Origin of the sequence: Citrobacter sp. S39 (assembly GCF_009495675.1) — a bacterium.
Taxonomy (GTDB): domain Bacteria; phylum Pseudomonadota; class Gammaproteobacteria; order Enterobacterales; family Enterobacteriaceae; genus Citrobacter; species Citrobacter freundii.
This window is the reverse complement of record NZ_CP045556.1, coordinates 207524-234345: the sequence shown is the minus strand read 5'-3', so window position 1 is coordinate 234345 and position 26822 is coordinate 207524. Positions and strand designations below refer to the sequence as shown.

Genomic DNA, 26822 nt, shown 5'->3' with positions numbered 1-26822 from the left:
GTTTCGATAATCAAGCAATGGCGAATTGTTATTTTTCGCTACTCAGTTTATCCGTAATAAATGCTTCAATTTCTGCCATGAGCTCGGTACTCATTCGGTTAAATTCAAAGCGAACTTTACGGCCTGATGCATTTTTGCTGATACGGGCGTATTTGTCCTTATTAGCAAAATTAGCCAGATCACGGGTTTCCCAACTTTTTGCAGGTGGCTTTTGATCGAGTAATTCAACCGCCTTTGTGATCTGCGCCATGACAATTTTCTGCGCTTCCGGGATGTCACTGATGTCCAGATTAGCAATTTCTTCTTTCACCCTATCAACTACATCTGCAAGAATGAAAAGGTTGCTCTCTACGTATTTCTGAAGTTTGGACAACCGGCTGTAGAAGGAGTTTGGTATACCTTCATAATCCGGGAACAGAGCTATCAACGAACCGTCAATACGCGCCGCCTGAATACGTTTAAAGACTGACACATGGCTTATGCCAAGAAAGAGGGCAAGCTCTTCATTTTTGGTGAATCCTTTTTCCTGCATTAGTTCCAGATACTGAAGCCCAACCTCTCGGTATGAGAATCGGCGTGATGTTTGTGCAGCGGTAATAATCGCCTTGATGTCCTCAGCTGATAGATCATCTGGTAGCACCCATAAAGGCAGATCTTTTTGAGCCGCAATACAGCAAAAACGTCTGCGGCTACCTTCAATAAGCAGGTACACGCCATCACGTTTAACGGCAACACCTTCAGTATCAACACCCCTTGACTCAATTTGTTGCAGGATATCTCGTACTGCGTTTGTGGTAAGCGCTTCCTGATTTCGCGGGTTCATTGGGTGAACGGCGGTCTCAGTAGCGACATTTTCAGCTGCTACAGTGACGTGCTCAGCTTCAAGTTTTCGCCCGTTATGAAGGGTAAAGAGTTTCTTAATGCGAGGGGGACTCTTAAGGTTAGCTAACCCGGAACGGTGGCCTACATCGGTTCGCTTTGGCGTATTTAGATAACGCGATTTATCGTTTCCGATATGCTGTTCATCACTCATGCGTTAACTCCTTCCTTCGCTGAAAAACTCTTTATCTCATTAATAAACTGTTGATATACGGACATTACGGATTCTTCGGCAATATCCAGCTGCTTTGGTGAACATAACTCTTCAGATTTCTTAATATCGAGAACCGACCTACCCCGTGACGCAGCTGCTTTGAATGCTTCAGAGTTTTTGATATTGGTTGCCATAAACAGGTCTTGAACGGTTCGAATTAACTTATCGAGGACTATTTTTTCGTATGGGCTTTTATCATCGACGTTAACGGCCAGTACTTTAAACCATTTAATATTTTCACCTTTATTGGGAGACTGACGGAATCGCTCACTGATCGTCAGCATAAAATCAGTTGTGGATGCATAGTCGTATTCTCGCGGAGAAACTGCGACAAGAATACCGTCAGCGGCCTCATCAGCGGCCCAGATAATTGGCGAGTCTTCTGGAGGGGTATCGAAGATAATAAGGTCATACTTAGCTTTCAGGACTGGCATTATCACTTCTTTGAATCGTAGCAACAACTGAGTGCGCTCTTCTTTACTGCACTGCCAGTATTTATCTTTGAATCTCGCATCGGTTGGGAACGCAGTAATTACATCAAGATTTGGCAGATGGGTTGAGAACGGCATATTCTCAATGATTTCAGCCTCAGAGTAACCCATGTCGAGGTATTTTTTATATTCAGAACCTTCTTCATACACGCCCAGGATTGCGTCGATTGCAGTCAGGAATACGTCGTCTTCAGATACGCTTTGAATCATACCGCTACCAATAGAGCCTTGCGGATCCCATTCAATTACTAAAACTCTGGCATTCAACTGGAGATCAAGTGCTGCTGCTACAGCCAGAGCCACTGAGGTCGTGCTTTTTCCTGTCCCACCTTTATGATTCTGAACAATGATTGTTCGGCTCTGGTAGTAATCTCTATAGCGCGGATAACCCAGGGCATCCATAATATTCTGGACATCCCAGCGGGTATAAAGGTGGTTTTTGTTCTGATAAATAGGTTGACCCACCAGCCTTTTTTCTTCGAGATCAGCGAGAATTTTATTGAAGGTAACTCGAGATTTTCCAAAGAAGTCGGAGAGATTTTTTTTATTCAGGCAGTGGTTATAGATAAGGCGATCTACCCCCTCCACACTGTCATCTGATACAGATACCCGGGAAGAAGCCAGTAACGATTCTTTCAATGAAATTTGTTCGGACTTCATGCGTTGCCCGACAAGGGCAATTTTATCTATTAGATTCATTCTCGTCATACCCTCAAACCTGAATTATGAATTTAAACGCATATGCGTATACTTTACGTATAATGCGTAAAATGACGCTCTATGCGTATAATTGTAACGGCAATCAGATTGAGACGCTAACATTCTATTTTGTTTTTTCTTCATTTTGCGATCTCGAAATGCAGTTCAATGACACATCATCTTTCTCTTCTGGCGATTAAGGGGGTTAAGTAATCCACGGGGCGGGCAGAACCCGGAGAGACTGACTGGCGATTAAGGGGGTTAAGTAACCCACGGGTCGGGCAGAACCCGGAGATGCTGGCTGGCGATTAAGGGGGTTAAGTGACCCACTGTACGGGCAGAAACCGGAGAGGCTGGCTGGCGATTAAGGGGGTTAAGTGACCCACTGTACGGGCAGAAACCGGAGAGGCTGGCTGGCGATTAAGGGGGTTAAGTGACCCACGGTACGGGCAGAACCCGGAGAGGCTGACTGGCGATTAAGGGTGTTAAGTAATCCACGGGTCGGGCAGAACCCGGAGATGCTGGCTGGCGATTAAGGGGGTTAAGTGACTTAGCGCTGGAGGATACGCCCTGCAACTATTGGTAAATGAATGACAAGGTTTCCCGTAAGACCCATCAAATAAAAAAGCCTCTGAAGTAGAGGCTCTTGGGTATTCGATATAGTTAGGCTAATTCGTCCGGGTCGTTGATGGCACTAACGAAGAACTCCGTGCGGTAATCATTCCCCCATCCCAACCAGACAGAAGGTGAACCCTCCTTTGCCAACGAACGGTCACCCGTCATGCTGTCCGCTTGGACAGGAACTGTCACGCATTCTTTAATAGTATCGGCCTCGGCAACCAGTCCAGTACTCTGGGTTTCAAATCCGGCAATTACGACAACAGCATCAGGGTCGTGTAGCTGAAGCTGGGCGATAAGCTCTTTAACTTTCATAGTGATCCTCTGCGCTAGAATTATCCAATTCTACCACGCTTGATGGTCAGGCGTATAAGTGCTTACTGTACAGCTCGAAAGCTTCATCATGTTCCAAATCGTCCAGGATAACGATATCAGGGCCATGTTCTTTTTTGATTTGTGCGATGTATGAAGCGTATTGAGCCTGGCTTTTGTAGCCCACTGTCCAAAGTCTACCTTCGCGTAAGACGCAGATTTTCTTGCGGTAAACCTTCTTGAAACTTGATTTAGTTTTCCGGTTACGCTCCTCGTCACTGACAAGCTGGTCGATTACTTCAATCAGGTTTGAGTCTATGAGAAATGGCTTGCCATTGTGTTCGCCAAGGCAGATTGGCAGAAGACCCTTCGCATATGATTCGGCCTGGCGGAACAGCTCTTTTTTTCCTGGTTCGAACAGTACGCGAGTTTCGCCACCATGCCCATCATTATCAGCTGTACCTATGCTCAGCCCGTCGAAGAGGACAGTAGCGTTAAAGCAGACTGTTTCCTGGCTCATGCCAGTATAGATTTTGAGGCCTTTCAATTTGATTCTTGTCTGAGTGTTCATTGTGTGTTCCCCGCTTTCTAATTGTGATTCTATTTTCAATCACCTTGAGCAGGTGACGAAGTGATACGGAGAAATAATTGTTGGGTCGCCTGATAGCCGGGCTGGTGGCAGCCGCAACCCTTAGTCAGTACTTCGGGATCGTAGTTCCGAAAAGCCACAACAGTCTCCACAGCGTTTTGGGGGTGTTAACCCCCATACGCTTTGAGACTTTGCCCTAGCGGGCCGCGAATTCGCCTAATCGCCCCGTGAGGGCTCTATTCGAATTTACATGTCGTGCCTGCTTCGCTTGAGAGCGAAGCTTTTGGACGGCGATTGCCCGCGTGGCGGGCAGACATTTTTACGTGCGCATTGCGCACGATTTTCTTCGGTTACATTACAGGGCTGGCTGGGGATTGGCTTATTGCAATATTCTACAACGAAGCTGGGAACGGCTGGCTGGAACGCGAAGATTTAAATCATACTCTATATCGACTGATATCAACGACGGTATCAGCGGGGTCTGTTGCCAGCTTACAGGTCACTTGACCTTCCTGATCCAGCATCAGTGTCGCGGTTAACGGTTCATTTTGAGCATCGATTACAGTGACATTCACGCGTAACCGTGTTGGAAGCATCATCAGAATTCGCGTAGGGCTCTCTGATAATGACACGTTTCTGGCTTGCAGAACCGCTAAAACACTCTTCATTAACTCTGCTTGGTCGATCATATAGTCACATGCCACTGGATGTATTGGGATGAAATCGTGCCTACCGCAGGGCTACACGAAAGATATAAATCAGTATGACATGCGGGCCGGACTCAAACCATCAATTACTGGAACCAGTCCGAAGATAGCGCTCTGGTTTTTATGCTGTTGAATTTACATAGTTGTTATTTAGTGAATTATTCGTACCTTATCATTCACTGATATCACTTAAATTCAAAGTGAACAGGAGAGGATTGGATTAAAAGTCCATAAAATGTGAATTAAAAGTGCGCTAGGAAATGCGATAAACTGATTGATTTGTTTTGATATGGTTTTTATGTGAATTATCGGTGAGTTACTTGTGTGCTACTTATCTCCATGCTGCTATGCCTTTCCAATAAATAGATTGGATAGGGCAGGGAGATGGAAGAGGGGAGAGGGCTTACTCCGCAGGTGATTTCACTTTAAATTCAAGCCATCTTGCCCCGAGCCTGTTTTTATCCAGATTGTAGAACAACGGTTTTATACAGACCCCTTCATACTCAGGGAACTCTATACCGCTGGCGAAGTGAATCTGTAGTGTATCAGGATCAATACCCATCATGTTTGTGTCAAACAGCCTGTGGAATGTTGGTGATAGCAAAATGCCGTTACTGGCGTTATAGCAGCCTGCTACGGATGTTGGTTCAATATGTGCTGCCTCCAGCACACCGTTGAGGTGTTTGCCCGATACCGCGCACAGGCTTCCGAAATTCTTATCCACCAACTCACGGAACTGAGACTGGACATGCACATCGCGAACGCTAACCTCTCGGCGGAAGCTCGGGGAGCGCATACGGATATCTGCATGGGGGAGGTGACCGCGTGGTAATGGCAATACAGCCGGTTGCTCATCCATTACTGGATTCTGCTCCTCGCAGTAGGTGTCCACGGACTCAATCAAACGGGATGTGTCATTACCAAATCGGCGAGTGAACCAGAGCCTGAAGTGAGCCAACCGTGATGCCGGAATTTTGTTACGTGCGTACTCCTGAGCATTCTCCTTTTCGATTTCAGTATTTAGTAAAGCCAGACGGGCCTGAGAAGCACGAATTTCTTCCTGGACTCTGAGATATCCTGCCAGTAGACAAACTTTGGATTCCTGATGTTCAGGCCGTCGCGGATAACCAGATCCTGTTTCAACCACGCCAAAGGCTTTGTACCGGAACATTCGGGGAAAAAGCGTTAATGCCACCCGGTTGTTACGACGAACGAGGGAACGAATCAGATTGGTTATCTTCCTCATGTTCTGAATAGTGCGGGGAGAAAAGAACGCGGCGTATTACCTCTGCTCTATCTATTCCCGACATTATCCCTCTGCGAATGACACCACGGAGGTGAGCATTATGTCTTGCCCCGCTTACTAGGCCGAACTCACGGGACAAACTGACATACTCTTTCAGGAGGTGATGCTTAGGGTCGGTAAACGCCTCTGGAGGAATCACCTGATATGCAACTGACGAAAGTATACGGAAAGTCAGTTCAGATGCTGTCCAGCCCTCACGCCGAAGCCGAATAATTGTTATAACGAGATCATCGATACCAGGCATATCCGGTTCGATATATAGGGACATCAGAGTGTCGTTCATTCCGGGAGGAAGGCTAGCAGAGTGTGACGGGTTGCTCATAGGGTAAGGTACTGATCGGACGTAGAAGAAGCGCTTATGTTACGGAATTCGCTCTGGTGGGTTTTAGCTCCAGTGGCGAACGCTGGAACTACGGGTAAAAAAATCCCCGGTTTACCGGGGAAGTTAACAACTACCTCCAGAAGGGTTGGAGGCAAAGCCGGTTGGGCGACCGGCCACAGGGAATGCTACGGCTTAATGCCGAGTACTACACCGCCATAGACCAGGTACATCACGATGGCGAACAGCATGAAGAAATGGGTTACCGGGTGCGCCAGCGCGGCTGCTGCCGCATTGCTTGCGCTGAGCTTCAGTGAGCCAAAAGAGTGATTACGAACAGCTTGTGCTTTCATGGGTCGCTCCTGATAACGGGTTACATGTTGTGGCTTCTGTATCCAGTATCTGGTGAGTGACTCAGGTGACGAAGAAAACCAGGGCATAAAAAGCCCTGTATTTTCAGAAAGATAATATCGGTTTCGTTTTGTGTTGTGCTTGCTATTCCGGGCATAAAAAAACCGCCTGGTGAACCAGACGGCTTTGGGATAAACAGGCTTTACACAGACAGGTCAGTGGATCATTTAAGTCACTTAACCCCCTTAATCGCCAGTGTATTGCCACCAGCAGTACGTGGTCTAACGCTTAAATATCGTAGCGACCTTCTTTGATTTGCTGGAGCTGTTCAGCCAGCACCTTCGCCAGTGGTTCGGCTTCTTCTTCATCATCAAGATTGTCGATGAGCGTCAGATTCGACTCACCCGCACGGCGGGCATAAACCCCATACGCTCGCTGGCCGGAGATATCGGTGACCGAAGTCTGAGAGTGATCGCAGATGATATTGCCGTGACGGTCTACCGGCCCGAAGCTGATGGCTTCATAATCCGCATCGTGGCCCAATGGTAAATCGCGCAAAACAAACAGGCGTAATGGGAGAACGTCGTACTCAGCACCACATTTTGCTGCCACATCCAGATCGTTAATTTCACGGAGAAAATCTTTCGCTACCACCGAGTCAGAATGCATCCGGTAAATGGTCGATGCGGCCCAGATTGCACCAGCATAAAATTGTGATTCTTCTTTTGTCATTTAGCACCTGCTCTTATTGTCATGGGTATGCCGGTCGAACGGTATCCCCGTGCAGACCGTCAGTAAACGGTTATTTCCTTTGCGCAGCAGTCGCATTGGTATTCGTTGATACCACCAGTTGCGACCCAGTTTATTGCGCCGCAGCGGCAACTCAACAGCTGGCGCATACCAGGAGCAAGTGCCCGCTCTGAAAACGACTCAACCGGGACTTCGCCCGGGTAGTAGTAACCTTTTATCAGCTTGCTGCGTGAATGCCCGTCAGTGTCGGTGTAATGCAGATACACCTTCCGGGTATAAATCATACCCGAGTCAGTGCCGAACTGCGTTTTCAGAAGCATACATATCCTCCAGACGCTGAATACATTGTTGTGCGGCCTTATCAAGTAGTTCAGCCGTGGGTTCATCATAGATGCCACGTACCAGCAGACCAAATATTTCCGGGTCTACAGACAAATCGTACATGCATACGCGAACGCCAAGCGCTGTACGTAGCGCATAGACATGGCGGTTAGGCTTTCCGCCGATACCGGTGACTGACGCGACATTTTCAAAATTACCAGGGTTAACCAGGTTAATCACGGGGCACGATATACACTCAGGGATCCGCTTCAGAGCCACAGCATCCAGATACAGGCTGTGGCCCACTTTCAGGTTTTTTGGCAACGCTTGCAACGGCATGGCTTCGAGGGCCAGATTTTCTTCAAGATGCAGGTTATCCGGCAAAGTGGTAATACGGGTGTTTGACAGCATCATACTGCCAGCTACTTTCAGCGTATCCGGCAGATAGGCGATATCAGTACACATGATGTCCAGAACGCGGCCCACCGTCAGATTTTCCGGCAGATACTTAAGACGTGAAGAATTCGCCATGAGCGTACCGGTAATGGTCAGGTTGTCAGGGAGAGATTCCAGCTCAGAGTAGCTGATAAACAGATTGCGGGCCACCAGCCCGGCAGGGATGCTATGAATGCCCGACAGAATGGTCAGGGTGTTCGTCACGGTCAGATTCGCGGGAATATAGTCGCAGGGAATTGCCGGATCTTCTGGCTCAAGCGTAAACCCGACACGAAGATCGCCTTCAACGATGATTCGTCCGTCCTGAAGGGTAAAGGCCACACCATTCGCTGCCAGTTTATCAATGAAGTCTGTCATATCGGTTTCCTTTTAATGGCCCGACGAGCCGGGCCGGAGGTTCAGAGTTTGCTGACAAAGTTCTGCTGCGTGAACAGGTACATATCGCCCTGCTCATTGAACATGCACAGATTTTCGAGGATGCGCTTTTCAATCCAGACGACCGGCTTTTCACGCATATCCTTCGCGAGCGAAAAGGTGTTTCGCAGCCGGGTAATGCGGTGCTGATCATTGATTGCCTGGTGAATTGCGGCCTTTGACGCTGCCGCCTGCTTTTTTACGTTGTTGCGGGCACACCATAATTCGCCACTAGCGGCTGATGCCCGCGCTGCTGGCTGACGTGAGGAGTCCAGTTGGTCATAACGTAAGAGATTCGGCATGATGCCCCCTGTCATAGTTTTGTCGTTATTGACCTATTATCTGGCAGGTGGGGCTGGTGACGAAGGGCGCTGAGGTTGTCTGATGGTTAAAAGATTGCCGTTAGTGTTCCATATGGTATAATTGAATTACCAAATGGGAGGGCTAGTTATGACGATGAAAGTTTTTTCTCCAGACGTTACCAAAACGAATCAGCACTGCTTATGGCAGGTTGCTGGGCTGGATAATGACGGTATCGCGCTGATGGATAAAATCAATCACGGTCTCGATGGCACAGTAGCTAAGCACATTTCTGAATGGGCTAACATCACGCCGTCTGAGCTGCGCAAAATGTCGGGTATACCTAATACGACGTTTAATCGTAGCATCAAAGACCGTTTCACTGCCGATCAGAGCGAACGTCTGGTGCGCATTATCCGCGTAATTGAACGCGCTGTAGAGCTGTTTGAAGGTGACAAAGAAGCGGCGCACAAATGGCTGAACGAAGCGAACCGTGGTCTGAGCTGGAAATCACCGGCAGAGCTTGTTTCTTCTGAGACAGGTGCGCTTGAAGTGATGCGCCTGATTACGCGTATTGAGCACGGGGTATACTCGTGATCCTTTACCGACTGACCAAGACCCGTTATCTGATGACTGCGTGGTCTGGTCTGGGTGCGAAAGAAGCGGGGGGCCGCTGGAACAGCGTAGGCACTGCAATGGTCTACCTGTCTGAAACGGCCAGCCTTACCATGCTTGAAACGCTGGTACACATTCACGCGCCGCAGTTACTGGACGACTTTACACTGCTGAGTCTTGATGTACCGGATGATCAGATCCAGACCTTCGACATGAGCCGTCTCCCTGATAACTGGGCGAGTGAGGATGCTCCTGCTGAGCTGGCGCTCTACGGTGATAACTGGGCTGAAAGCGGTTCTTCTATCGCGCTGCGTATTCCAAGTGCGTTGTCTCCGGTTGAATTTAACTACTTGCTGAATCCGGCACACCCTGAACTCTTTGACCTGATGGCTACGGTTAAGAAAATTCCGTTCCGGTTTGATTCCCGCCTGAAATAACACACAGGCAACTCCCCGGCATTGACGAACTGAGGTGTCTCTGATGATTCAGAAAGCGAAAGTCGCTAAAGCGTTTATCTCTGTAATTGCCTTGTTCGCCTTTGTCTACTGGGGACTTGATCCCGATTCAATTTGTCAGGCAGTTGGTGACGCATCTCAAACCTGCGGTTACTCCGGCAAGAATGGCGATGCGAGTCTGGTTGGTTCCGTGTTTGCTCTGATGCTGACGGTGTTGGCGGGTGCGATGCTTTGGGCGTGGGTCAGGAAAGGCTAATCAGAACTCTTGCAACTCCCTCCGTGATGCCGGGTGACGCTCCTCACTGAGCGCCACCAGTCAGTCATTACAAACGGGTTGATGATTCAATCGCGGGCGGAAGGCTACTATTCAGCGCGTCGAACCCGCCAAATGCCCGGCCCTCTTTTGTCAGCACCAGATGCATCGGCGTTTCGTTGATATTACGGGCGATGTAATCGTTGATGAATGCCCGCGCCTGATCGGCATTTTTAACCTCTGCTGTTTCCGGCATGGAGTTATGGGAACGATTAAAGACGACAGAGACATAATTCCCTTCAATTCTTACCGGGCGAGTCGATACGGTGAGTTTCATGGTCATTTTCCTGTAGTGAGTGTTGTGTGTATTGGTGTTCTGCCACTATCTACTGCAACGTTGCGGCCACAGGGCGAAGAATTGCTATCGCCTTTGATAACGCCTGCCGCTCACCACCATCAAGGATTCTGACTGCTTCTACGCAAGCCGCTTCTGCTGTATCAGCACGTTCTACCAACGTCCTGACGGTATTTTCATATGATCCGCAATCAGGCTCCTGATTGCTGTCTTCGCTCAGCGTGTTCCATGACTCAGTGAGGTTAACTGCAACAGCGACCAATTGGTCAGTGCTGATATCACCTTTTACGCAACGGCAGGCCACTTCAGCGCCCAGACGTTCAGCAATGTCGTAGTACCAGACTCCCGGTTCTTCAGATGCCTGATACGCAGGTTCGCAGGCTTTACAGATCTGCTCTGCGGCATCCAACATCCAGTGAGCACATTCAATTTCGCCACCAGCCAGCGTTTCACAGATCATTGTCTGTATGCTGTCACAGTTGAAGGTGAGGGGGATAGGATTAGCCACTGATAATGCGGTCAGACGGGAGACTTCATGCTGGAAGCCCTGAAACATGAACATGGCGCAGATAGCTGGATTTAACATGGTAGACCCCTGTAGTTATGTGTGTTGTTCGTTTTGTTTACATAACCAGTTAACCACGCTCCCCGCAGGTGACGAAGGCTTTCGGGGCAGAAAATTCACAAAAAAAACCGACCATTAAGGCCGGTTATGATCTGGAGTATATGGGGCTGAAAACCGCGTTATGCCTTCACTTTCGCCATAAACAGCTGCATGGTTTCTTCAGCAAGCGGAGTGCCAACCTGCTCAAGAACATACTCCGCGACATGCGGGGTGAGAATGAAGTCGATAAACTCCGGCAAGGACATGCTGTTCAGGCTCGGTAGCTGTCTGGACAGTGCATTCTGGTAATTTTCCACTTCACCCAGTTTGCGCTCGGGCCAGCCCACCAGCTCAGGGTGCTTTTCCTTAAGTGCGAGGCCGCGCTCCGGGAAACTGTTACTGATGGGGTGTCTGGCGAGGGTGGGGATCAGGAGATTCGCCAGAAAATCCACTTTCTCGTAATCAAGACAGACAGAATTCATATAGGTTTACCTCTTGCCACTGGCTATGATGTTCGCTTGCTATCTGGAAAACTCTACCAAAGCGGCTGGCGATATCTCATTGAAAACGCCAGCAGAATGCGGTCATTTCCAGCAGGAGTTACCCCATCTGATAACTGTCATAAGATGCCCCGCAGGCTTCCACCAGCGCATCCAGATCACCGGTAAACTCTCTGGCCCGCTTCATCAATGCACGGTGTAATTCCGCTGGTGGAATGTCATCGCTACTCTTCGCCGGGTATTCAACACTGAACGCGATGGTAAACGCATGGCTATACCACGGCCCGGCATTCTGGTTTTCAAAGCGGGCCATCAGCTGGCTTTCGGTTGTATCGGTAGCAAATGTATCGAGGTGGACGACATCGACCGGCACGTTGAGTGCCCCGGCAGTGGTTGATGCCAGCTGCCGGGCTTCGTCTCCTCGCTCTGGTGGTGCGCAGTAGAGACATTTCCCGTTCAGTACCACCAGCGTCTGACCGTAGGTCGTACTGACGATACTCACGGTGTTAGCCGGTTGCGGGTGTGTGGTTGCAGTGTGCTGCATGGTGTTCTCCATTAGGTCACTCACATGGCAACCAGCTTACCCGGCACAATTCAGCTGACGAAATCAGGACGGACTGGTGTATATCGTTCGCAAAATAAAGATATTTTTTATCATCAGCACCGGTAGTTACGGGGCAAATTGCAGGTATCCGGTACAATGGTGATATGAAGGGCATTACATGCAGAATCGTGTGGCCCGGCAGACGGATACCGAATATCAGCAGAAGGAACCAGGACAATGCAGGAACTCGACTTTGACCATATCCAGATAAACCTGAACCCGCGAGCGTGTGCTGTCACACCTATCCCGGAAGACCTGAAAAGGGAGCTGGCTTATCTGGGCGCTATCGCAGAGAGAAAGAAATTCGCGGCAAGCCTGATTGTTAATCTCTACAACCCGGACGTTTGCGGGGCGAATATGTACAAACTCACGGCCTATTGCCGTAACGAGTCATGCGATACCCTTCGCGATGGCATGATGACCCTGATACAGCTTTGTGCATACATGGAGTCACATGAGATCTATGGCGAGACGTTTGTCAAAAAGCTGATTAAACAATGGGAGTTTCGTAAGTAGTCTGCTGCTTCAAAATACCTTTCTGACAGGGCGCTATGTGCGCCCTTTTATTTTAAAAAAACGGGAAGGTCTTGCCCGGGTATTACCTGCTATTTTCAACTACCAAACCACAACGGCAGAAGAAAATTGACCAGTCGAAGCAATTCGACCAGGAGTTCGACATACAGGAAATGGAAGTCTTTCATAACAGTCTCTTCATATAATTGGCTCGACAAAATCGTTGCATCACGACGATCGCAGGTGTGAGGTTTGTTTTCTTCGTGGGGGTTGTCAGCTATCACGACATTGAGGCAGGCAAGCGCAGGTGTCACAGTTTCGGGTATATTTTATGCTGGTGGGGTGACCACCAGCTGCGGGTATAGTTACTTAATGGTTTTCAGGAGGGTGAACTTGGTTTTGCACCGGGTGCATTGCGCTTTCAGAGACCCGGAGCGCACCTGTTTCAGTTTCCCGGCGCACTGGGTACAGGCTACGTCCTTCACACGTTGTGCCATTCGCTCATCCACAGCGAGTGTTTTGGTCGGGTTATGCTTACGCTTGGGAGCCTTCAAAAGCCCCAGCGCCCGCAACGTGGCTTTGTACTCCCGGGTGATCCATTGACCGTCGCGCTCATAGTGCAGGCCATCCCCCATCATATCGCCAAGCTGTATCAGCCGCTGATGCAGCACTTTTTCTTCTTCAGGACTCATATACCGTGCTCTCTTTAAATTATTGAGACGGAACCGAGCCGATTGATACCTCATATGAGGCCACCAGCGTCTTTACTGGCGTTTCAACGAAGCTGACGCTCTGCTGAGTAGAGTCGAATGAGAATCGCGTCCAGCGCCCCACAGAGCGCGATCCTGAAGCTTTCGCTATGACCGTCCCGTTCGCGCATCTCCAGAAGGGCATCCAGCTCGTTATCGTCAATCGGCAGTGGCCCGGAACAGAAGGTTTTCACCATGTCAGAGGTGTCAGGGTTTATACCTGCAATGCGCAGGATATCGGGAACCTCAGACCGGTAGATCACCGGTCGGCCTGATGGCGGTGTCCACGTTATCGGCTCTATCTTCAGTTGCGGTAAGCCAGCACCGGCGAGGGCGTTATTCAGATCGTCTATAAGCACGACATCCGCTCCTGAAGGAGGATGTACGCCGAGGGCCGCAGGGATTTCGACAGAGATATTGTGCATGGCGTTTACCTCAGTGAAGGACGTGATTAACCAGCGACGGGGGGATATCGAGTGACCCGACACTCCAGCCATTGGCAGTTGTCGCAATAAGATCTGGCCGGAACCCACCCCAACCCGTCACACGGCCCGAATCGTTGACCACCACCACCAGCGGCGCACCGGTATTTTGTGTCAGGCGAACGAGATCTGCGTTGTCCACCAGCGGGATCTCATTCACGTCCACCCCAGCCAGAGAAAAGCGGGTAAGCGTCATGCGACATTTCGGACAATCAGGGGCAGTAAACACAGTAATTTTCATTGGGATAGCCTGGTGTATACGGGATATATTCATTATCCCAGCTTTCCGCTTCTGACGAAGCGTTGCGCGGGTAATCAGAGCGTAAGCAGGTAAGATATTGTTGGGGCCATCCTGCAACATCAGTTGCGCCAGTTGCCTGGCTATTCGTCGCTCTCTCCATTAGAGAAAATAAACCAAATAAGCAGAACGCCTCCGACCCACATTCCAACAAAGAGGCAAATACCGATCAGGTCATAGACGTATTGTGGGATTTCATTCATAACGCATCCTCATTAATAATTTGTATTCAGCCTTAAACCGGTCATTTCATTAACCGAATCCGGTCTATCAAAGCGCTACCCTGCGTTGCATTCAGCCCCTCGTGCCGGTGAGTCAGGAACAGGGCAGGGCAGTCAGTTGGAAAGAGTCGAGCGGTATCGTCCACGAAGGTGTAATGCTGTAGGCCGAACCGTTTAACGACCGCCATGCATTCGTGATAACGCACGTGGTTATTCACCAGCCCATCCAGATCGGGATTGAGTCCAGCAATCCGATCGCGTATACCCGCAGGGAAATGACTCAGCACCATCTCCCGGGGTACGCCGGTACGCCAGTTTGTGGAAAGGATAATTCCCGTCTGCGGGCATTGCGTCAGCACGTGATCCAGCACAGGCATAAACTCCAGTGACCCGTTTTCCGCCCGGTGGAGTACACCGTCGATGTCCAGGAAAATCCAGTGACGACGGGCATCTATTTCCAGCCAGAACTCGCCCGCAGAGCGCCGGGTCGACATACAATCTATATCGTCCTGACAGGTAAACCTGACTAACCACTTCTGTAATAATCGGAACATAGAGGCCTCTCGCGGTAGTTGACTATATGCAGAACCGGCAACCATCAAAATCATACGGATTCTGTTGCCATGAAATACGGCCACACCCGGGGCAATTCCAGCGAGTCAGCCCCTTTGACTGTCGGCGATTTTGGCGTTTCAGCCAGGCAGGCATCAGCAGACCGGCCCCCTGCGTCATTTTACGGCGGTCTATCCGCTCAACACTGAAGGTAGGGCGCTTTGCAGCGTCAGGGATGTGATGGGGTAACCAGACGACATCAGGTCTATCTGCCTGTGGTGAGTCAAAAACTCTGGCAAGGGAAAAATCCGTGGTAGTACCCGCATCAGCCAGCCAGAACAGATCGTTTCCGTCCCATTGGCCATTAACGAAGCCGACATATTTGGTGGCGCTTTCGGAGAGAATGGTTTTTCCCGGTACAAACTGATGATCAACATGAAACACGAGATGGCGGTCGACTGCATCGGCATCAACCGGCAGGTCAAACTCCCGTCCCGTATTCCATGCGCGTTGTGCTTCCTCGCGGGTGTAAACCCGGGCATTACGCTGATCGGTGCTGTAACCTCTGCCGTGATGGCTATGAAAAGCGGTATTGCTACCAACGGTGTCACGCAAGCTGACCAGATAAAAACGGTCTTTCATGAAACACTCCAGAGGATGATGGCAGGAAAATAGCCCGGCGCGGCGGATACCGACACCGGGGAGGAGGGGTTAGCTTTCGATTTTGCTGACGTTTACGGTGTCATCGTCGTTACGCTTTACACCCAGCATGGTATCGCCATCGACTTCGATAATGCCGTCAAAGTAGTCGGTCATTTCGTCATAGCTGACTTCATCAAGGTCATCCAGCCGGTAGGAAGAGCCATCCGGCAGAACAAACTGACCATCCAGCGTGGCAAGGTCATACGCCAGCGGGGTAACCGTGAAGTAATACTCATCGGTGAACCAGACCGCGCCAACCACCAGTGGGTGAGAAATGTGGAATTCGACGGTGTTATAGCCCTGCGCTGCGATTGCATCCAGCAAATCAATGAAGCCGGGCATCGTATCGCCATCCCAGCCATCAGCCGATAAGGAAGGCTTGAGGTTATCCCAGTCGCTCAGACTGAAAAACACTGTGCCCTCACCGTCATCGCTGATATGGGATGAAATGTACGTCGCGCTTGCTTTTGAAGCCATTGCAAACAGGAAGTCCTCATCGAGCACGTGTTTGAGGGAGGTTTTAAAAACCTTGTCAGTGCCTGCTGCCGGGATAATCGCTAACATGAAACACCTCAGTGGTTGTGTTGGTCTGTTTTTATTATCGAACGACTGAGTCTGCTGACGAAGGAAAAAAGGGGACAAAAAGAGGCTGTTTTCTCAATAAAATCAGAAAGATTGTGACGGCCCGAATTCAGATGAAACGGGCGCAGACGGGGGGTTATTTGCTGGCGGATTCGGCTTCGTAAATGACTTCGTCGGCCCAGTCTCGATCAAATCCCGGCATCACCGGTAATGCTGCAACGACATCGGTAGGGAGGGCATCAATATAATCGCGCATGGCTTTTGCCACTTCCAGCAGTTCATTTTGCTTCATCATTTTCTCGCTCATTATCTCTGTCAGAAACCATCCAGCAGGAAGTCCACCGCACTTTTGATAGTGTGCCGGAACGGAGATGCGTCCATGACCGCCTGACCGAGCTGCTTCACGCGGACTGAAGCCATTTCATGCGTCATCAGGATAACGTCATTCCCTTCCACCTGTATGACCGGAGTTAATCGCGCAACCGGGGCCGAGGCTCCTTTTTTAAGCCGATGAAGGGGGATCACCAGGCGGGTATTTAACTCGCCAATGATGTCGCTCTGTATATCCAGCAGGTAAGGGTATGCCTGGCTGTTGCCGGGATTGCGGTAAACGGTATATTGCATTATCAGAACGTCCTGTATTCGTCAGACAGTAACCCATGCTCTTCAGTGATGCGGTTCAACTCCTGAATACCAGCACGATTCTGTCGTTTCCATTCTTCCGCTGCACTGGCCTTCAGTTTGCTCTGAAGCGCTTCTGCCAGCGTGGCGGACAAGTTAATCCCAGCGTCTTTTGCCTGCTGTACGAGCATTGGCTCAAGGGTGACACTGACGGTTTTTTTCTGGCGAGCAGCTGTAGCCTGCATGTGTCCTCCAATAAAAAAGCACGTGTCGATTACACGTGCTTTAAGTATGCGCCCATTTTATCCCACCAGCAAATTTGTTTGCCTCCGAGAGAGTCTACTGCGTCAGTTCAGCAGGTCAGATGGCCTAGACCGCAGAGGCTACGTTTTTCCAATCATGATAAGCAACACACGCCTGTTTGGCAGGTTGGCTGCAACTTTAGCTGCTTTATCAATGCTTTGTGCTGTATACACTACCCCTCTTTCTTTCAGGTTCTCCGCGTTCTGACGCAGCGTTTCCTCTGAAAAGCTGGACGACTCATCAATGCCAACTGGGCCGGGCTTTGCACCGCGCAAACTGAATGGCACAGGGCCATGCCAATCATTCTTTACCAGTAACAGTCGGGCATCAATGATCCGTCCTGGTAGCGTTCTTTCGATGAGGTAACTTTTTCCGGTTCCAGTGCTGCCAATCAGGCAAACGGTGTAACCGAAACGCAATGCCCATCGAATGATTAGAGCCCAATACCGCGCCCGGAACGCGGAAATGACAGGCATTTCACCTGGTCTAAATACCGCTGCGAAAAGACATGAATAGCTATATTTCTCAGCGTTACAATCTTTCATAAAACTTTATCCAGTGATGTGTTTTTGGGGAATTTTCTGCCCGCCCAGCAGGTAGCTGGTGTATCTGAAGTACATAACATCTTGTAGTTGCCTCTGACTATCTCTCTGGATATAGACTTATCAAATTCATTTCTATCCATATCAAATAGCCAGTAGAACCCATCAGCATAGATAATTGTGGTTCGATTGGGATCCGAAGCTACGACGCGAGCATCCGTAATCAAATTCTCCTCATAGCGCAAAGGCGAAGCGGAGAAAAAGAATATTATTAATACGAACCAACTCCCTATGAAACACGGTAAAACATGTTTTTTGCAATCCTTTAAACCATCTTTGTTGCCTTTCATTTTGTAGTCATAAAGACCAAGCAAAAAAAGTAAGAAAGAAAAAGCAAACCCCAGAAAAACGTGAGTATAAAACTGATGGATGCCGTCACTCCATGTAATACTGATACTTCCAGCATTTGTTCTTTTTGTTGTTATTTCTAATACGGAAATGAAAATGGCTGTTAACTGACTAAAACAAAATATTTTTATGCTTAATTCAGACTTAAACGCTTTGTTATATACTAATACAATCACAAAAAGTATTACGATTACAAAAGCTGTAATCATAAACTCACTCATCATCATGAGCACACTGTTATTAATACTGTAATTTATGTTCATCATCACTCCTTAATTTCACAACTTTTCATCATTTTATTTGAGAATTGACAGGCTTATCGAGTAGGGGGTTTAGCGTCCTTGAATATGTTCGCTCGTGTGGCGCTCACTAGACACCAGATAACAGAAGAAAGCAGAGCAAGCATTGCGTAAACCATTCGGAAGTTTGAATCCCACTTCGCGGTTACTATTGATTCATCGACCGCCTCGCGAACGCAGGGAGATTCGATAAGTGTCGGGGGAGTCGTGGATTGTGGCTCTTCGGTACATACCATTAGTTTGCCGACCGGAGCACCATCAATGACAGCCCTGGCTGCACTAACCAGATGCGCTGAAGGTGAACCTGAATAGTTCATGCAGATGAACGTGATAAATAAAGCAATCGCCGGGCCGGAGACCAGAGTGAAGAATGCGAAGCTGCGGCAGGCCGTAGTATGGCGATGCAAATTAGCGAGAAATGTCATCATGATTTGTCACTCTGGGTTTTAGTCGTATCCGACTCGGTGTCACATCGCTGGAAAGCTACTTGAGGAGGAATTTGATCAACCCCGGTAAAGCAATATTTCAGGGATAGTTGCTTTTTTCCCTCATCCAGTCCAACAAAAAAGATATCGACCGGATCTTCATGAAGTAGCTCTTTTGAGAGCCGGTTGTAGGCCATCCAGCTCCCAACCATATCGACCATTGGCTTAAATTTATCAGTTGCGTTATCTGTAGGTTTAAATGGAATTACACGGAAAACATTCCATCGTGAGCAACGAACCAGCAATTGAGCATCACTCTGAAAGACGTCCAGATCAGTGTTATTTGTCAGGACTTTACACAGCGACTTGAGATCGTTACCCCTGACCTCCAGTTGGCTGAAGCTTCTATAATACTTTTCACATCCAGTTAAGTGCTGAGCGTAGCACTGCTTCAACAGTGTTGTGTCGTTACTGGCCTGCAATTGAGTATCTTTCGCCACATAGGCATCACTGATAAGAAAATCGGGATAGAGGTGTCCCTCCCATAGCAGTTTCTCGGCGATAGCGCCCCCCAGCACCACCACCAATAAGATAAAAAAAATTGGGAACGTCTTACCCAGAGGTATTTTCATAAATCTCACCAGTCGTTAATTTGAGGTAAATTTGCTTTCCAGATTCAGAATGCATTTTTCATGTGCATACATGACGGCGGAATCATGGCCGTAATAGAGTTCGCCATTTTCACGCTGCCACTCACGCGCTTTTCGGGTACGGAATGCTTCTGACATATGTTTTCCACACAACTCACATGGCCCGAAAAAGTCGCTGCTGCGGCCTGTTGATTTTGTGAGTCTGACGATATTGCCTGTAGGTCTACCCATACTGCCCCCTGTGCTGCTGGCATTGACCGGCTGTCTGCCGTGCTAAATGAGTGGTTATTTATCCGCGTCATCATCGGATTCTTTCGGCACGAGTTTTGTATAGCTAAATGTCATATCAGAGGGACGGATCCCATAGCGCCACGGCTTTCTGCGGTAGTTAACTGCCTCGCTTACCATCCAGCAGATAAGAGCGATACCCGCCACTATCAGGTAGCCTTTGAGCAACAGCGAGTCCCATTGTTTAATGGCATCATCGGCATTCACCACGTGTCGCTGGCATTCTGAGGAGCGGAACGCGGCAAACACTGCTTTCTCTTCAGGGCAAACCATGACCGAGGTGCTGGTGGCATTTCCAACCAGACTACGGGCCTGATCGAGGAAGACCTTGGATGGTGAACTGGTAAGAACTGTGCAGAACAGAATGAGCAGTAACGCAACTGCCGGAGCAGTGACAAACGAGAAAATGAATGCCTGCCCGGATTTCCATAAAACGTCGCTGATGTAAAATTTCATGTCGGTGTTTCCTCTTATCGGTATTCAGGCCCAGAGCAGCCCGGGGCTTAATTTATGCTGACTGGAGTCCGCCAGATTGTTTCTCTTCAGCGCGGGTATTCCAGCGCGTCACAGCGGCTTGTTCGGAGTCCTGAAACGCCACCGTGGCCTCACAGGAATTGCAGCAGGCGCGAAAATTATTCGAAATCTCCCGAACCCGGATAGATGAACAACCGCAGAAAGGGCAGGGCTTGACGTTATCGTGTCTCATCGTATTTCCTCGCTGGTGGGCTTTATCCACCGAAGCTATTGAGCCGAATTTCAGGTTCATCACCGAGCTCGTACATGTGTCCCATTTCGTTCATGATGGTGCTACTGCCATTGAACCAGGTAACCATGCATCGCCAGTGCTGACTGCCGTTTTCACCCCAGCGGCTCACGCCCGCAGCATCCATTTCGTCTTCAGTGATAAAGAAATCCGCGCCCGGCAGTTTCTCGGCATCAAGGCAGATCTCAGGCTCAACGACGAAGCAGATACCGTTGCTGTTCATGACGTACATACGCCGCTCAAGGGTTTCAGTACTGACAATGACCTGCTTATCAGAAGTAAGGTGTGATTTAGTGACTTCCATGCGAATCAGGTTCTTTGCATTAGCCTGTCCACTCGCAAAAACCATTGACGCATTGCGAACCATTAACTCAGCAGCTTCTTCACCGAAGCTACGAAGGCCCATCAGTGCAAGCAACTCACTACATTCGGCTTTACCGAGGTTGCCAGTAGTCAGATTAACCACGCCTTGTAGAGTGCTCAGTTCAACCGGTTGTGACCGGAGGATGTCGCGAAGCAGTGTATTACCCGCCGTGCCCGGGTCGCTCCAACTGGAGGATTCGGGACGCTGATTTTCAAGAAATAGGGCGCTTTGCAGTAAAGCCGCTGGTGGCTTTCCGGCAAAACTCAGTTTTACTCTGACCGAATCGAATGGGTGCATGACGGCGGTTTCTCCATAATATCGTGAAGCTAAAAACTGTTTTAATCCTATTATCCCACCGGTCGACAATTGACGAAGTAATCGGGTATGAAATGGACACCCCTTCGATAATTCACATATAGCGAAGCCTTTACGCCTTTGTCTTATCCGCAGGCTGGGGAATGCAATAACTTAAGATGGTGATAGTTTCCCCACGCTTTGCTTTAGGCGCGGCACTCTGGCATTCATCATAGGTTTTGTAGTCAGGTATTTTCTGAGAGGTGACACCACTTGGATTAAGACCACTTGAATAAAGCCCAATCACGAGAACTAAAGTAAACATGTTATTACTCCAGAATGTATTGATGGAAAGTAAGTGAGAATGCCATTATCCATTTCTCCTAAAATCCCGAAAAAACTTTTCAAGAAAGGTACTTTTCGGTTACTTCAGCGTAAGCATACTTAGATCGCAAAATGAGTGAATAAATAACTTTGCTCTGCAATTGTTTTTGCTGAACTTCAAATTAATCAGTCATCGATTTCATCAGGCAAGTGAAAAGCTGAGACGTAAAGCTTGCCATCATGAAAATCCAAACCATCTTGGCAGTGATAATCGGAAATTCGAGAGTGCCAATATAATAAATAATAATTATCAATCCCCCCAAGGCCAGACATCCAAGGAGACCTGCTGCTGCCTTTAGGAAATCACTGCCTTCAGGATTCTGGAATGTGAATCCAGTTATAATCAGCGAGGAAAAACAAGCGAACAAACAAGTTCTATACAAAGGCCAGTCCCCGGATATAACATTTTCTCGAATAAGCACTGCCCATATCAAAAATTCAATGCTGAAAATAATCAGCGGAACTGCGAGCACACGAAATGAAAGTTTTTCATATAAAGTGGTAATAATTGATGTCATAGCAAACCCCGCTTGCAATATTCAAATTAATTTTCGTGGTTTTTACCTGCTTTTAACAAACGCGTTATTTCATCAGTAAGGCAGAAACTTTTCCCAGATGATGGTTTCCCGATAACCACAACGTGACCAGTACTTGGAGTTCCCTCTACTTTAAAAAATGCAAGTTTTGCATCGATAATTTTATTTTTCATTGCATCGGTAACCTTGTATGACGTGGGGGTAAATTTTGTGCGTTAATGTTCAATGATAATATTAATCGCGAAATACTGTATCTATAGGGTCTGTTGATTAAGACTATCCCTCTTGAAGTAAAATACAATCATCATTCCTATCTGTATGGAATAGGAAGCCAATTCAGCATATGTTACATAATTGCTTGTGATGAAGGAAAAACCTCGCGCGATTACAAGTAGGAGTATTGATGCAATAAACACTAAAACCCAAACGGTAAGCATTCCCAGCACTGAAAGAAAGTACTCATATTCATTTGGGTCGTAAAATACAAATGCTGTTGAGAATATTGCAATAATACATAACGGAAGTGATGTAGCGAGTTCCGACCATTGAAGGTCAATTTTTCCAACCACCAGCAATGTAGAAATGACAGCGTACTGTATAGCCGATAGAACTGTTACCGGAATCGCAGCTCGAATGAACTTAAAAACAGAATGTTGTGTTTTAGCCTGGTTTTTCATGTGTTACCACCTGTCATTTGTTTCGAAACCAATCATAACCAGAGTGATAGATTTCAGAGTGAATAAACCACTACAAAACGCCCCCATTTATTGCTGGACATCATCCGCAGGAGTGGCATAAAACTCACGACCTGACGCGCCGAGTTTTTTCTGAAGCTTCTTTGTTGCTTCAGCCTGACTTCGGGCCTTGAAATAGAACGTCCTGATAAAATCCCCATTGTTGTAGTTAACGTCCTCTGGATTTGCCCATTTCTGCATAGCAACAAACCGGATAGAAGGCTTCGGGATGGTTTTCACCTCGACATACCCCCGGCCCTTGCAGCGAAAACACACACCGCCTTGAACGTGCCGGAACGCTCGGATCTCACCCTTACCACCCAGACAGCGTGGGCATTCAATTTTATGCATAGCAACCTCTCGACTGTTGATTAACGAATTTCGCGCCTGAAAGGGGGCAGGGATGCGAGGATGTCTTTCCCGTAGGCTTTTGTCTTCAGGCGTTTATCCAGGATAGTCACCGCGCCGGTATCGCTCTCTGTGCGGATAAGCCGACCAACGGACTGGGTCAGTTTGAGGCAGGCCTCCGGTATCGAGATTTCCCGGAAAGCATCACGCCCGTTTTTCTCCAGCCACTCCGTCAGGGTCTGGCCCACCGGGTCGGTCGGAACGCTAAAAGGCAGCTTGGCAATGATGACGTTGTTGCAGTACACGCCAGGCAGATCCACCCCTTCACTGAAAGAAGCCATACCAAAGATAATGCTCGGCTCACCACGGTCGATTCTGAGCTTATGGCGCAGCAGTATTTCCCGTTTTGGAAGTGCCCCCTGTATCAGCAGAAGCGGTGAAATGTGTTGAGGCATCGCCTTGCTGACTTCTTCCATCTGCCTGCGGGAGGCGAACAGCACGAGGCAACCCTGAAGCCGAAGCACCAGTTTGGGAAGGAGTTCGATGATCTCCGCCGTATGTTCTTCATGATTGGTCGGAACCGAGCGCATACGGGGGATGAACAACACGCCGTTGTTCTGGTAATCAAACGGGCTGCGGGCCAGCAGGGTAGGTGTATCGACTGGAAGACCGGCCTGCTCCAGGAATGCGTCAAACTTGCTAAGGGAGCGGATTGTTGCCGAGGTCACAATGGTGGCATAAGCCTTCGACCAGAGCTCGGATTTCAGGTGTTCGCCCGCATAGACCGGACTGCAATTAATCACCACTTCGGTGCTGCGTTTAGTACGACGGACGTTAATCCACCGGGCCATAGGCATACCAGAGACGGTTTTATTCCCGCAGTATGAGGCCAGAGCCTGATGCATACCCGCCAGGCGATTTGCCAGCTCGCCGACAGCCATCTTTTGAAGGGCCAGTTCTTCCTCGCTGATATCCCGCCCGGCCTCATCTACAATCGCCGTCATTTTCACAACGATATTCTGCATCTCGTTTACTGTCTTTAACCCAGGCTTAAACAGGGCCGCAATATCTTCAGGAACGAAACCTTCCGGGAAGCGATAGATGTCCGATTCCGTGCCATTTGGCATTTCGTGATCGTTTCGCCAGTTCAGGGAGCGTAAAAGTGTCCCCCGCAGCTCACCGAGCTCATCACCGGCATGGCCCGCAAGCTCCACCAGCTGCTGCACGTGCTTTTCCATAGTCCCGCCGTAGGACTCTGGCATGGTCATTACCATGTCGAAGATTTCGCTCATGAAATGCCTGCTGGCATCGAGAGAGGCGGAGGTCGCAAAGTGGTTAATTGCTTTCTGCGGAACGTGGTGACCTTCGTCGAACACATAAATGGACTCTTCCTGCGGGGGAAGGATAATACCGCCTCCCAGTGACAGGTCAGACAATACGATGTCATGGTTGGCGATAACCACATCCACCGACTCCAGCAGGGCGCGGGCGAGGAAGAACGGACAACGGTGATAATGTGGGCAACGCTTTTTAGGGCACTGACTGCCAATAGCATTGACCCGACCCCATACCGCCTCATTGATCTCATCAGGATAGGAATCACGCTCTCCTGTCCAGTGACCACCAGCAAAGGCCTTGCTGATATCCTCCACATCATCGCGGATGTAGCCATAGGCATTCATCTCGCTTTCCATATGAACGTCACAGCGCATCTGGCAGAAGTAACGGCTACGGCCCTTCGCCATCGCATAGGAGAAGCTCAGGCCCGCTCTCGCCTGTATTTCTGGCAGATCCTTGGAGATGATTTGTTCCTGAAGCGCAACGGTTGCCGTGGAGATGATCAGCGTCTTATGCTTTTCCATCGCCAGGGGGATCAGCGGCAGACAATACCCGAGTGTTTTCCCTGTCCCCGTACCGGCCTCAATAACCCCGACGCGATACTGCTCCTCAGCGGGGGTAGCGTTAACGACTGCGCTGCAAAACGCCATCATGTCTACCTGCCCGGCACGAGGGGACAGACCCTTTGCGTCCAGGAAGAAGTGATAGGCTCGCTCAGTCATTTCAGCGGCAGTCATCCGGGGTTTATTGTCTGGCATATCCGTACCTTGTCCTCTGCTGCTCAGGAGGCACAGCCCGGCAGCGGCTATCGAAGTCAGGTACATCCTCATGCTGGTGGATGTACCGGGTTCATCAGTCTTCCAGTGAATGGCCTTTAAAGCGTCTCACATAGCGTTTAATTTCAGTTTCGGCCTGTTCCAGTACAGCTCGGTTGCAGTGCTCAAGAACACAGTAAGGCCCATGTGCTGGCCCGCCATCGCTGGTTTCGCAGGCATCAAGCTTGAGCCGAACGGAGGCATCGAAGATAAATTGGGTGATTTTCGCAATGGAGATCTGGTCTTTGTCTTCCTGCTCTTTGGTGTCGATGACATCGCCGTTATACACGTCGAAATCGAGCCGCAGGCGGTAAACTGTGTCGATTGCCATAATCGGATCCCTTCAGAGGATGTCGTAGATGACTGGGACGCGGCCACGTTCTACCTGTTGATTCAGGGTGCGGAAACCACCGTGATCAACGATGTAGAATTCACCCGCCACGGCGGAGCGATGGAAGTCGGCGAGCTCTTCAGTGCCAAAGACGAAAACCGGGGTTCCAGAGGGGACGGTCATGCAGGCAGTTTTTCCGCCATAGCCGCGAACCGTAAAGGTGATTACCCCATCCGCGCTGGTGGGCAGGAAATCGGCGAAAATCGAATGAAAGGCTTTATTCGCCTTATCGCTGAATACGTCGGTCAGTGTCTGCATGATGCGCCCCGTGATCTCGTTTTATGTTGTACTGATACCAGTACAACACGGGCCCGGCAGGTGACGAAGGCGATACGTCGGGTATTATCAGAATGAATATGTCGGTCTGAAATGGTTTATCAGTGAGCCATCAGCTCCGGCCCCGGGACGCGAATCAACGGTCGTTATGCTGTAGCACCTCCACGAACTGTCCGCAGCTGTCGCAGCAGTACTCATTGGCGAACCTGCCATCGTCTTTCCAGTTGTTTGCCCCGCAGCGGCAGAGCAGTACACGTACCTGAGAAGGGCGGATGCGAGCTTGACCGAATTTGGTTGTCCACTGAGGCTCGCCATCAAAGCGAAAAGAGTCAATGCGAAACCTGCTTTCGCGTTCGTAGGTGTTGAGGTATTTGAAGTACAGCTCTTCAGAGAGAATGGCATCGGTCATCGTGTATTCCCTGTCTGGCCCCGTGGAGGGTGATTTGCGGCAGAGTGTTGCGTTGCGAAAACTGCCAGGTTGTCGGAGCCATTACACCACGGGTCATACAGGTCACGAAGGGGGTTACTTACCAGCCAGCGCTTTCTCTTCCCTGGTAGCCAGGCGCATTTGCCCGAAACCTTCACGGATCAGCAACGGCTTTTCTTTCTTCCAGCCCTTAACGACGGACTCACCGAAACGACGCGGGGCGTTACCATTCCAGGTGGCTATGACGTGGTTATCATGGACTTCGACAATCACGACCGGGTGGACGACAACTGTTTTAAGTGTGGTGTTGCCCATATTTACCCGGCTAACCGACCAGACACTCATCCCGACTTCCAGCTGGCTTATTTTCATCTTCATTTCCTTCTAAACGAACGTAGTGCGCCA

45 protein-coding genes are annotated in these 26822 nt (G+C 49.3%); 4 read left to right on the top strand and 41 right to left on the bottom strand.

Annotated features, from left to right (window positions below):
• Positions 1–28: 28 nt before the first annotated feature.
• The 11 genes from GFB57_RS24370 to GFB57_RS24320 form a co-directional block, all read right to left on the bottom strand.
• Complete coding sequence (locus GFB57_RS24370) at positions 29–1033, bottom strand: ParB family protein (protein ID WP_007372313.1); 1005 nt, start codon at positions 1031–1033, stop codon at positions 29–31.
• On the bottom strand, positions 1030–2283 hold the full coding sequence (locus tag GFB57_RS24365; RefSeq protein ID WP_007372312.1) for a ParA family protein: 1254 nt from the start codon (positions 2281–2283) through the stop codon (positions 1030–1032). The genes GFB57_RS24370 and GFB57_RS24365 overlap by 4 nt, the downstream gene beginning before the upstream one ends.
• A 663-nt stretch (positions 2284–2946) precedes the next feature.
• Positions 2947–3216 carry a hypothetical protein gene (locus tag GFB57_RS24360; protein ID WP_008786584.1) on the bottom strand — a complete coding sequence of 90 codons (270 nt, stop codon included), beginning with the start codon at positions 3214–3216 and terminating at the stop codon, positions 2947–2949.
• A gap of 46 nt (positions 3217–3262) precedes the next feature.
• The gene (locus GFB57_RS24355; RefSeq protein WP_007372310.1) at positions 3263–3784 is read right to left on the bottom strand and encodes a hypothetical protein; all 522 of its coding nucleotides are present in this window, start codon (positions 3782–3784) and stop codon (positions 3263–3265) included.
• 455 nt (positions 3785–4239) lie between these two features.
• Positions 4240–4491 (bottom strand): hypothetical protein, encoded by a 252-nt coding sequence (locus GFB57_RS24350; protein WP_024196080.1) that lies wholly within the window; start codon positions 4489–4491, stop codon positions 4240–4242.
• A gap of 421 nt (positions 4492–4912) precedes the next feature.
• Positions 4913–5755, bottom strand: a complete 843-nt coding sequence (locus GFB57_RS24345; RefSeq protein WP_007372307.1) for an HNH endonuclease signature motif containing protein — start codon at positions 5753–5755, stop codon at positions 4913–4915.
• Positions 5756–6322: 567 nt separating this feature from the next.
• Complete coding sequence (locus tag GFB57_RS24340) at positions 6323–6487, bottom strand: hypothetical protein (RefSeq protein WP_007372306.1); 165 nt, start codon at positions 6485–6487, stop codon at positions 6323–6325.
• A gap of 286 nt (positions 6488–6773) precedes the next feature.
• Entirely contained in the window at positions 6774–7217 is a 444-nt protein-coding gene (locus tag GFB57_RS24335) for a hypothetical protein (protein WP_007372305.1), read from the bottom strand.
• Between the two features lie 59 nt (positions 7218–7276).
• Positions 7277–7555 carry a hypothetical protein gene (locus GFB57_RS24330; RefSeq protein ID WP_007372304.1) on the bottom strand — a complete coding sequence of 93 codons (279 nt, stop codon included), beginning with the start codon at positions 7553–7555 and terminating at the stop codon, positions 7277–7279.
• Positions 7527–8369, bottom strand: coding sequence for a hypothetical protein (locus GFB57_RS24325; protein ID WP_007372303.1), 843 nt, complete (start codon positions 8367–8369; stop codon positions 7527–7529). The genes GFB57_RS24330 and GFB57_RS24325 overlap by 29 nt, the downstream gene beginning before the upstream one ends.
• A 41-nt stretch (positions 8370–8410) precedes the next feature.
• Positions 8411–8728 carry a hypothetical protein gene (locus GFB57_RS24320; RefSeq protein WP_007372302.1) on the bottom strand — a complete coding sequence of 106 codons (318 nt, stop codon included), beginning with the start codon at positions 8726–8728 and terminating at the stop codon, positions 8411–8413.
• A gap of 148 nt (positions 8729–8876) precedes the next feature.
• On the opposite strand from GFB57_RS24320, the gene GFB57_RS24315 reads away from it, so the two are divergent.
• From GFB57_RS24315 to GFB57_RS24305, 3 genes are read left to right on the top strand one after another with little or no spacing between them, the layout of a single operon-like run.
• Positions 8877–9323: an antitoxin Xre/MbcA/ParS toxin-binding domain-containing protein gene (locus GFB57_RS24315; RefSeq protein WP_008786588.1), complete on the top strand. Its 447-nt coding sequence runs from the start codon at positions 8877–8879 to the stop codon at positions 9321–9323.
• Positions 9320–9778, top strand: coding sequence for an RES family NAD+ phosphorylase (locus GFB57_RS24310; protein ID WP_007372300.1), 459 nt, complete (start codon positions 9320–9322; stop codon positions 9776–9778). Before GFB57_RS24315 ends, GFB57_RS24310 begins: the two co-directional genes overlap by 4 nt.
• Positions 9779–9821: 43 nt before the next feature.
• Entirely contained in the window at positions 9822–10052 is a 231-nt protein-coding gene (locus tag GFB57_RS24305) for a hypothetical protein (protein ID WP_007372299.1), read from the top strand.
• Positions 10053–10119: 67 nt separating this feature from the next.
• Here GFB57_RS24305 and GFB57_RS24300 read toward each other — a convergent pair whose 3' ends face one another.
• The 4 genes from GFB57_RS24300 to GFB57_RS24285 all read right to left on the bottom strand — a co-directional run bounded on the left by GFB57_RS24300 (position 10120) and on the right by GFB57_RS24285 (position 12052).
• Complete coding sequence (locus tag GFB57_RS24300) at positions 10120–10386, bottom strand: hypothetical protein (RefSeq protein ID WP_007372298.1); 267 nt, start codon at positions 10384–10386, stop codon at positions 10120–10122.
• Positions 10387–10435: 49 nt separating this feature from the next.
• Positions 10436–10990 (bottom strand): hypothetical protein, encoded by a 555-nt coding sequence (locus GFB57_RS24295; RefSeq protein WP_047715717.1) that lies wholly within the window; start codon positions 10988–10990, stop codon positions 10436–10438.
• A 158-nt stretch (positions 10991–11148) separates the two neighbouring features.
• Positions 11149–11490 carry a hypothetical protein gene (locus tag GFB57_RS24290; protein WP_007372296.1) on the bottom strand — a complete coding sequence of 114 codons (342 nt, stop codon included), beginning with the start codon at positions 11488–11490 and terminating at the stop codon, positions 11149–11151.
• 118 nt (positions 11491–11608) lie between these two features.
• Entirely contained in the window at positions 11609–12052 is a 444-nt protein-coding gene (locus GFB57_RS24285; protein WP_007372295.1) for a hypothetical protein, read from the bottom strand.
• A gap of 237 nt (positions 12053–12289) precedes the next feature.
• Between GFB57_RS24285 and GFB57_RS24280 the strand changes: the two genes are divergently transcribed.
• A complete protein-coding gene (locus tag GFB57_RS24280) occupies positions 12290–12628 on the top strand; it encodes a hypothetical protein (protein ID WP_007372294.1) in 339 nt (112 codons plus the stop codon).
• Between the two features lie 362 nt (positions 12629–12990).
• On the opposite strand, the gene GFB57_RS24275 is transcribed toward GFB57_RS24280, so the two are convergent.
• From GFB57_RS24275 to GFB57_RS24150, 26 genes are all read right to left on the bottom strand, one after another.
• A complete protein-coding gene (locus GFB57_RS24275) occupies positions 12991–13317 on the bottom strand; it encodes a hypothetical protein (protein ID WP_007372293.1) in 327 nt (108 codons plus the stop codon).
• 83 nt (positions 13318–13400) lie between these two features.
• Positions 13401–13799 carry a hypothetical protein gene (locus tag GFB57_RS24270; protein WP_007372292.1) on the bottom strand — a complete coding sequence of 133 codons (399 nt, stop codon included), beginning with the start codon at positions 13797–13799 and terminating at the stop codon, positions 13401–13403.
• Positions 13800–13809: 10 nt separating this feature from the next.
• Positions 13810–14097, bottom strand: a complete 288-nt coding sequence (locus GFB57_RS24265) for a hypothetical protein (RefSeq protein ID WP_016241556.1) — start codon at positions 14095–14097, stop codon at positions 13810–13812.
• A gap of 301 nt (positions 14098–14398) precedes the next feature.
• Positions 14399–14869 carry an HAD domain-containing protein gene (locus tag GFB57_RS24260; protein WP_007372290.1) on the bottom strand — a complete coding sequence of 157 codons (471 nt, stop codon included), beginning with the start codon at positions 14867–14869 and terminating at the stop codon, positions 14399–14401.
• 82 nt (positions 14870–14951) lie between these two features.
• The gene (locus tag GFB57_RS24255) at positions 14952–15569 is read right to left on the bottom strand and encodes a hypothetical protein (protein ID WP_007372289.1); all 618 of its coding nucleotides are present in this window, start codon (positions 15567–15569) and stop codon (positions 14952–14954) included.
• A 69-nt stretch (positions 15570–15638) separates the two neighbouring features.
• The gene (locus tag GFB57_RS24250; RefSeq protein WP_007372288.1) at positions 15639–16193 is read right to left on the bottom strand and encodes a hypothetical protein; all 555 of its coding nucleotides are present in this window, start codon (positions 16191–16193) and stop codon (positions 15639–15641) included.
• 154 nt (positions 16194–16347) lie between these two features.
• Positions 16348–16506: a hypothetical protein gene (locus GFB57_RS24245; RefSeq protein WP_016241558.1), complete on the bottom strand. Its 159-nt coding sequence runs from the start codon at positions 16504–16506 to the stop codon at positions 16348–16350.
• 20 nt (positions 16507–16526) lie between these two features.
• Complete coding sequence (locus tag GFB57_RS24240; protein ID WP_007372286.1) at positions 16527–16835, bottom strand: CcdB family protein; 309 nt, start codon at positions 16833–16835, stop codon at positions 16527–16529.
• Between the two features lie 2 nt (positions 16836–16837).
• Entirely contained in the window at positions 16838–17077 is a 240-nt protein-coding gene (locus GFB57_RS24235; protein WP_007372285.1) for a type II toxin-antitoxin system CcdA family antitoxin, read from the bottom strand.
• Positions 17078–17215: 138 nt separating this feature from the next.
• Positions 17216–17680 (bottom strand): hypothetical protein, encoded by a 465-nt coding sequence (locus GFB57_RS24230; RefSeq protein ID WP_008786596.1) that lies wholly within the window; start codon positions 17678–17680, stop codon positions 17216–17218.
• Positions 17677–18351, bottom strand: a complete 675-nt coding sequence (locus GFB57_RS24225; RefSeq protein WP_008786597.1) for a hypothetical protein — start codon at positions 18349–18351, stop codon at positions 17677–17679. Before GFB57_RS24225 ends, GFB57_RS24230 begins: the two co-directional genes overlap by 4 nt.
• Positions 18352–18808: 457 nt before the next feature.
• Positions 18809–19441 carry a hypothetical protein gene (locus GFB57_RS24220; RefSeq protein WP_007372282.1) on the bottom strand — a complete coding sequence of 211 codons (633 nt, stop codon included), beginning with the start codon at positions 19439–19441 and terminating at the stop codon, positions 18809–18811.
• A 15-nt stretch (positions 19442–19456) separates the two neighbouring features.
• Positions 19457–19597 carry a hypothetical protein gene (locus GFB57_RS24215; protein WP_007372281.1) on the bottom strand — a complete coding sequence of 47 codons (141 nt, stop codon included), beginning with the start codon at positions 19595–19597 and terminating at the stop codon, positions 19457–19459.
• A gap of 147 nt (positions 19598–19744) precedes the next feature.
• The gene (locus GFB57_RS24210; RefSeq protein WP_008786599.1) at positions 19745–20203 is read right to left on the bottom strand and encodes a hypothetical protein; all 459 of its coding nucleotides are present in this window, start codon (positions 20201–20203) and stop codon (positions 19745–19747) included.
• Between the two features lie 52 nt (positions 20204–20255).
• A complete protein-coding gene (locus GFB57_RS24205; RefSeq protein WP_032155220.1) occupies positions 20256–20453 on the bottom strand; it encodes a Lar family restriction alleviation protein in 198 nt (65 codons plus the stop codon).
• A gap of 22 nt (positions 20454–20475) precedes the next feature.
• Positions 20476–21171, bottom strand: coding sequence for a hypothetical protein (locus GFB57_RS24200; RefSeq protein ID WP_007372278.1), 696 nt, complete (start codon positions 21169–21171; stop codon positions 20476–20478).
• A 130-nt stretch (positions 21172–21301) separates the two neighbouring features.
• Positions 21302–21493 (bottom strand): hypothetical protein, encoded by a 192-nt coding sequence (locus tag GFB57_RS24195; protein ID WP_016241560.1) that lies wholly within the window; start codon positions 21491–21493, stop codon positions 21302–21304.
• A 181-nt stretch (positions 21494–21674) separates the two neighbouring features.
• Positions 21675–22070 carry a hypothetical protein gene (locus tag GFB57_RS24190; RefSeq protein WP_024196081.1) on the bottom strand — a complete coding sequence of 132 codons (396 nt, stop codon included), beginning with the start codon at positions 22068–22070 and terminating at the stop codon, positions 21675–21677.
• Positions 22071–22096: 26 nt separating this feature from the next.
• The gene (locus GFB57_RS24185; RefSeq protein WP_007372277.1) at positions 22097–22261 is read right to left on the bottom strand and encodes a hypothetical protein; all 165 of its coding nucleotides are present in this window, start codon (positions 22259–22261) and stop codon (positions 22097–22099) included.
• Positions 22262–22342: 81 nt separating this feature from the next.
• The gene (locus tag GFB57_RS24180) at positions 22343–22765 is read right to left on the bottom strand and encodes a hypothetical protein (protein WP_024196082.1); all 423 of its coding nucleotides are present in this window, start codon (positions 22763–22765) and stop codon (positions 22343–22345) included.
• Positions 22766–22852: 87 nt separating this feature from the next.
• On the bottom strand, positions 22853–23173 hold the full coding sequence (locus GFB57_RS24175; RefSeq protein ID WP_016241561.1) for a hypothetical protein: 321 nt from the start codon (positions 23171–23173) through the stop codon (positions 22853–22855).
• A gap of 20 nt (positions 23174–23193) precedes the next feature.
• Positions 23194–25266 (bottom strand): ATP-dependent DNA helicase DinG, encoded by a 2073-nt coding sequence (gene dinG / locus GFB57_RS24170; RefSeq protein ID WP_016241562.1) that lies wholly within the window; start codon positions 25264–25266, stop codon positions 23194–23196.
• Positions 25267–25360: 94 nt separating this feature from the next.
• Positions 25361–25654, bottom strand: a complete 294-nt coding sequence (locus GFB57_RS24165; protein ID WP_007372274.1) for a hypothetical protein — start codon at positions 25652–25654, stop codon at positions 25361–25363.
• Positions 25655–25666: 12 nt separating this feature from the next.
• Entirely contained in the window at positions 25667–25972 is a 306-nt protein-coding gene (locus GFB57_RS24160) for a hypothetical protein (protein ID WP_016241563.1), read from the bottom strand.
• A gap of 154 nt (positions 25973–26126) precedes the next feature.
• A complete protein-coding gene (locus GFB57_RS24155) occupies positions 26127–26399 on the bottom strand; it encodes a hypothetical protein (protein ID WP_007372272.1) in 273 nt (90 codons plus the stop codon).
• Between the two features lie 114 nt (positions 26400–26513).
• On the bottom strand, positions 26514–26789 hold the full coding sequence (locus GFB57_RS24150; RefSeq protein WP_007372271.1) for a hypothetical protein: 276 nt from the start codon (positions 26787–26789) through the stop codon (positions 26514–26516).
• Positions 26790–26822: the final 33 nt, after the last annotated feature.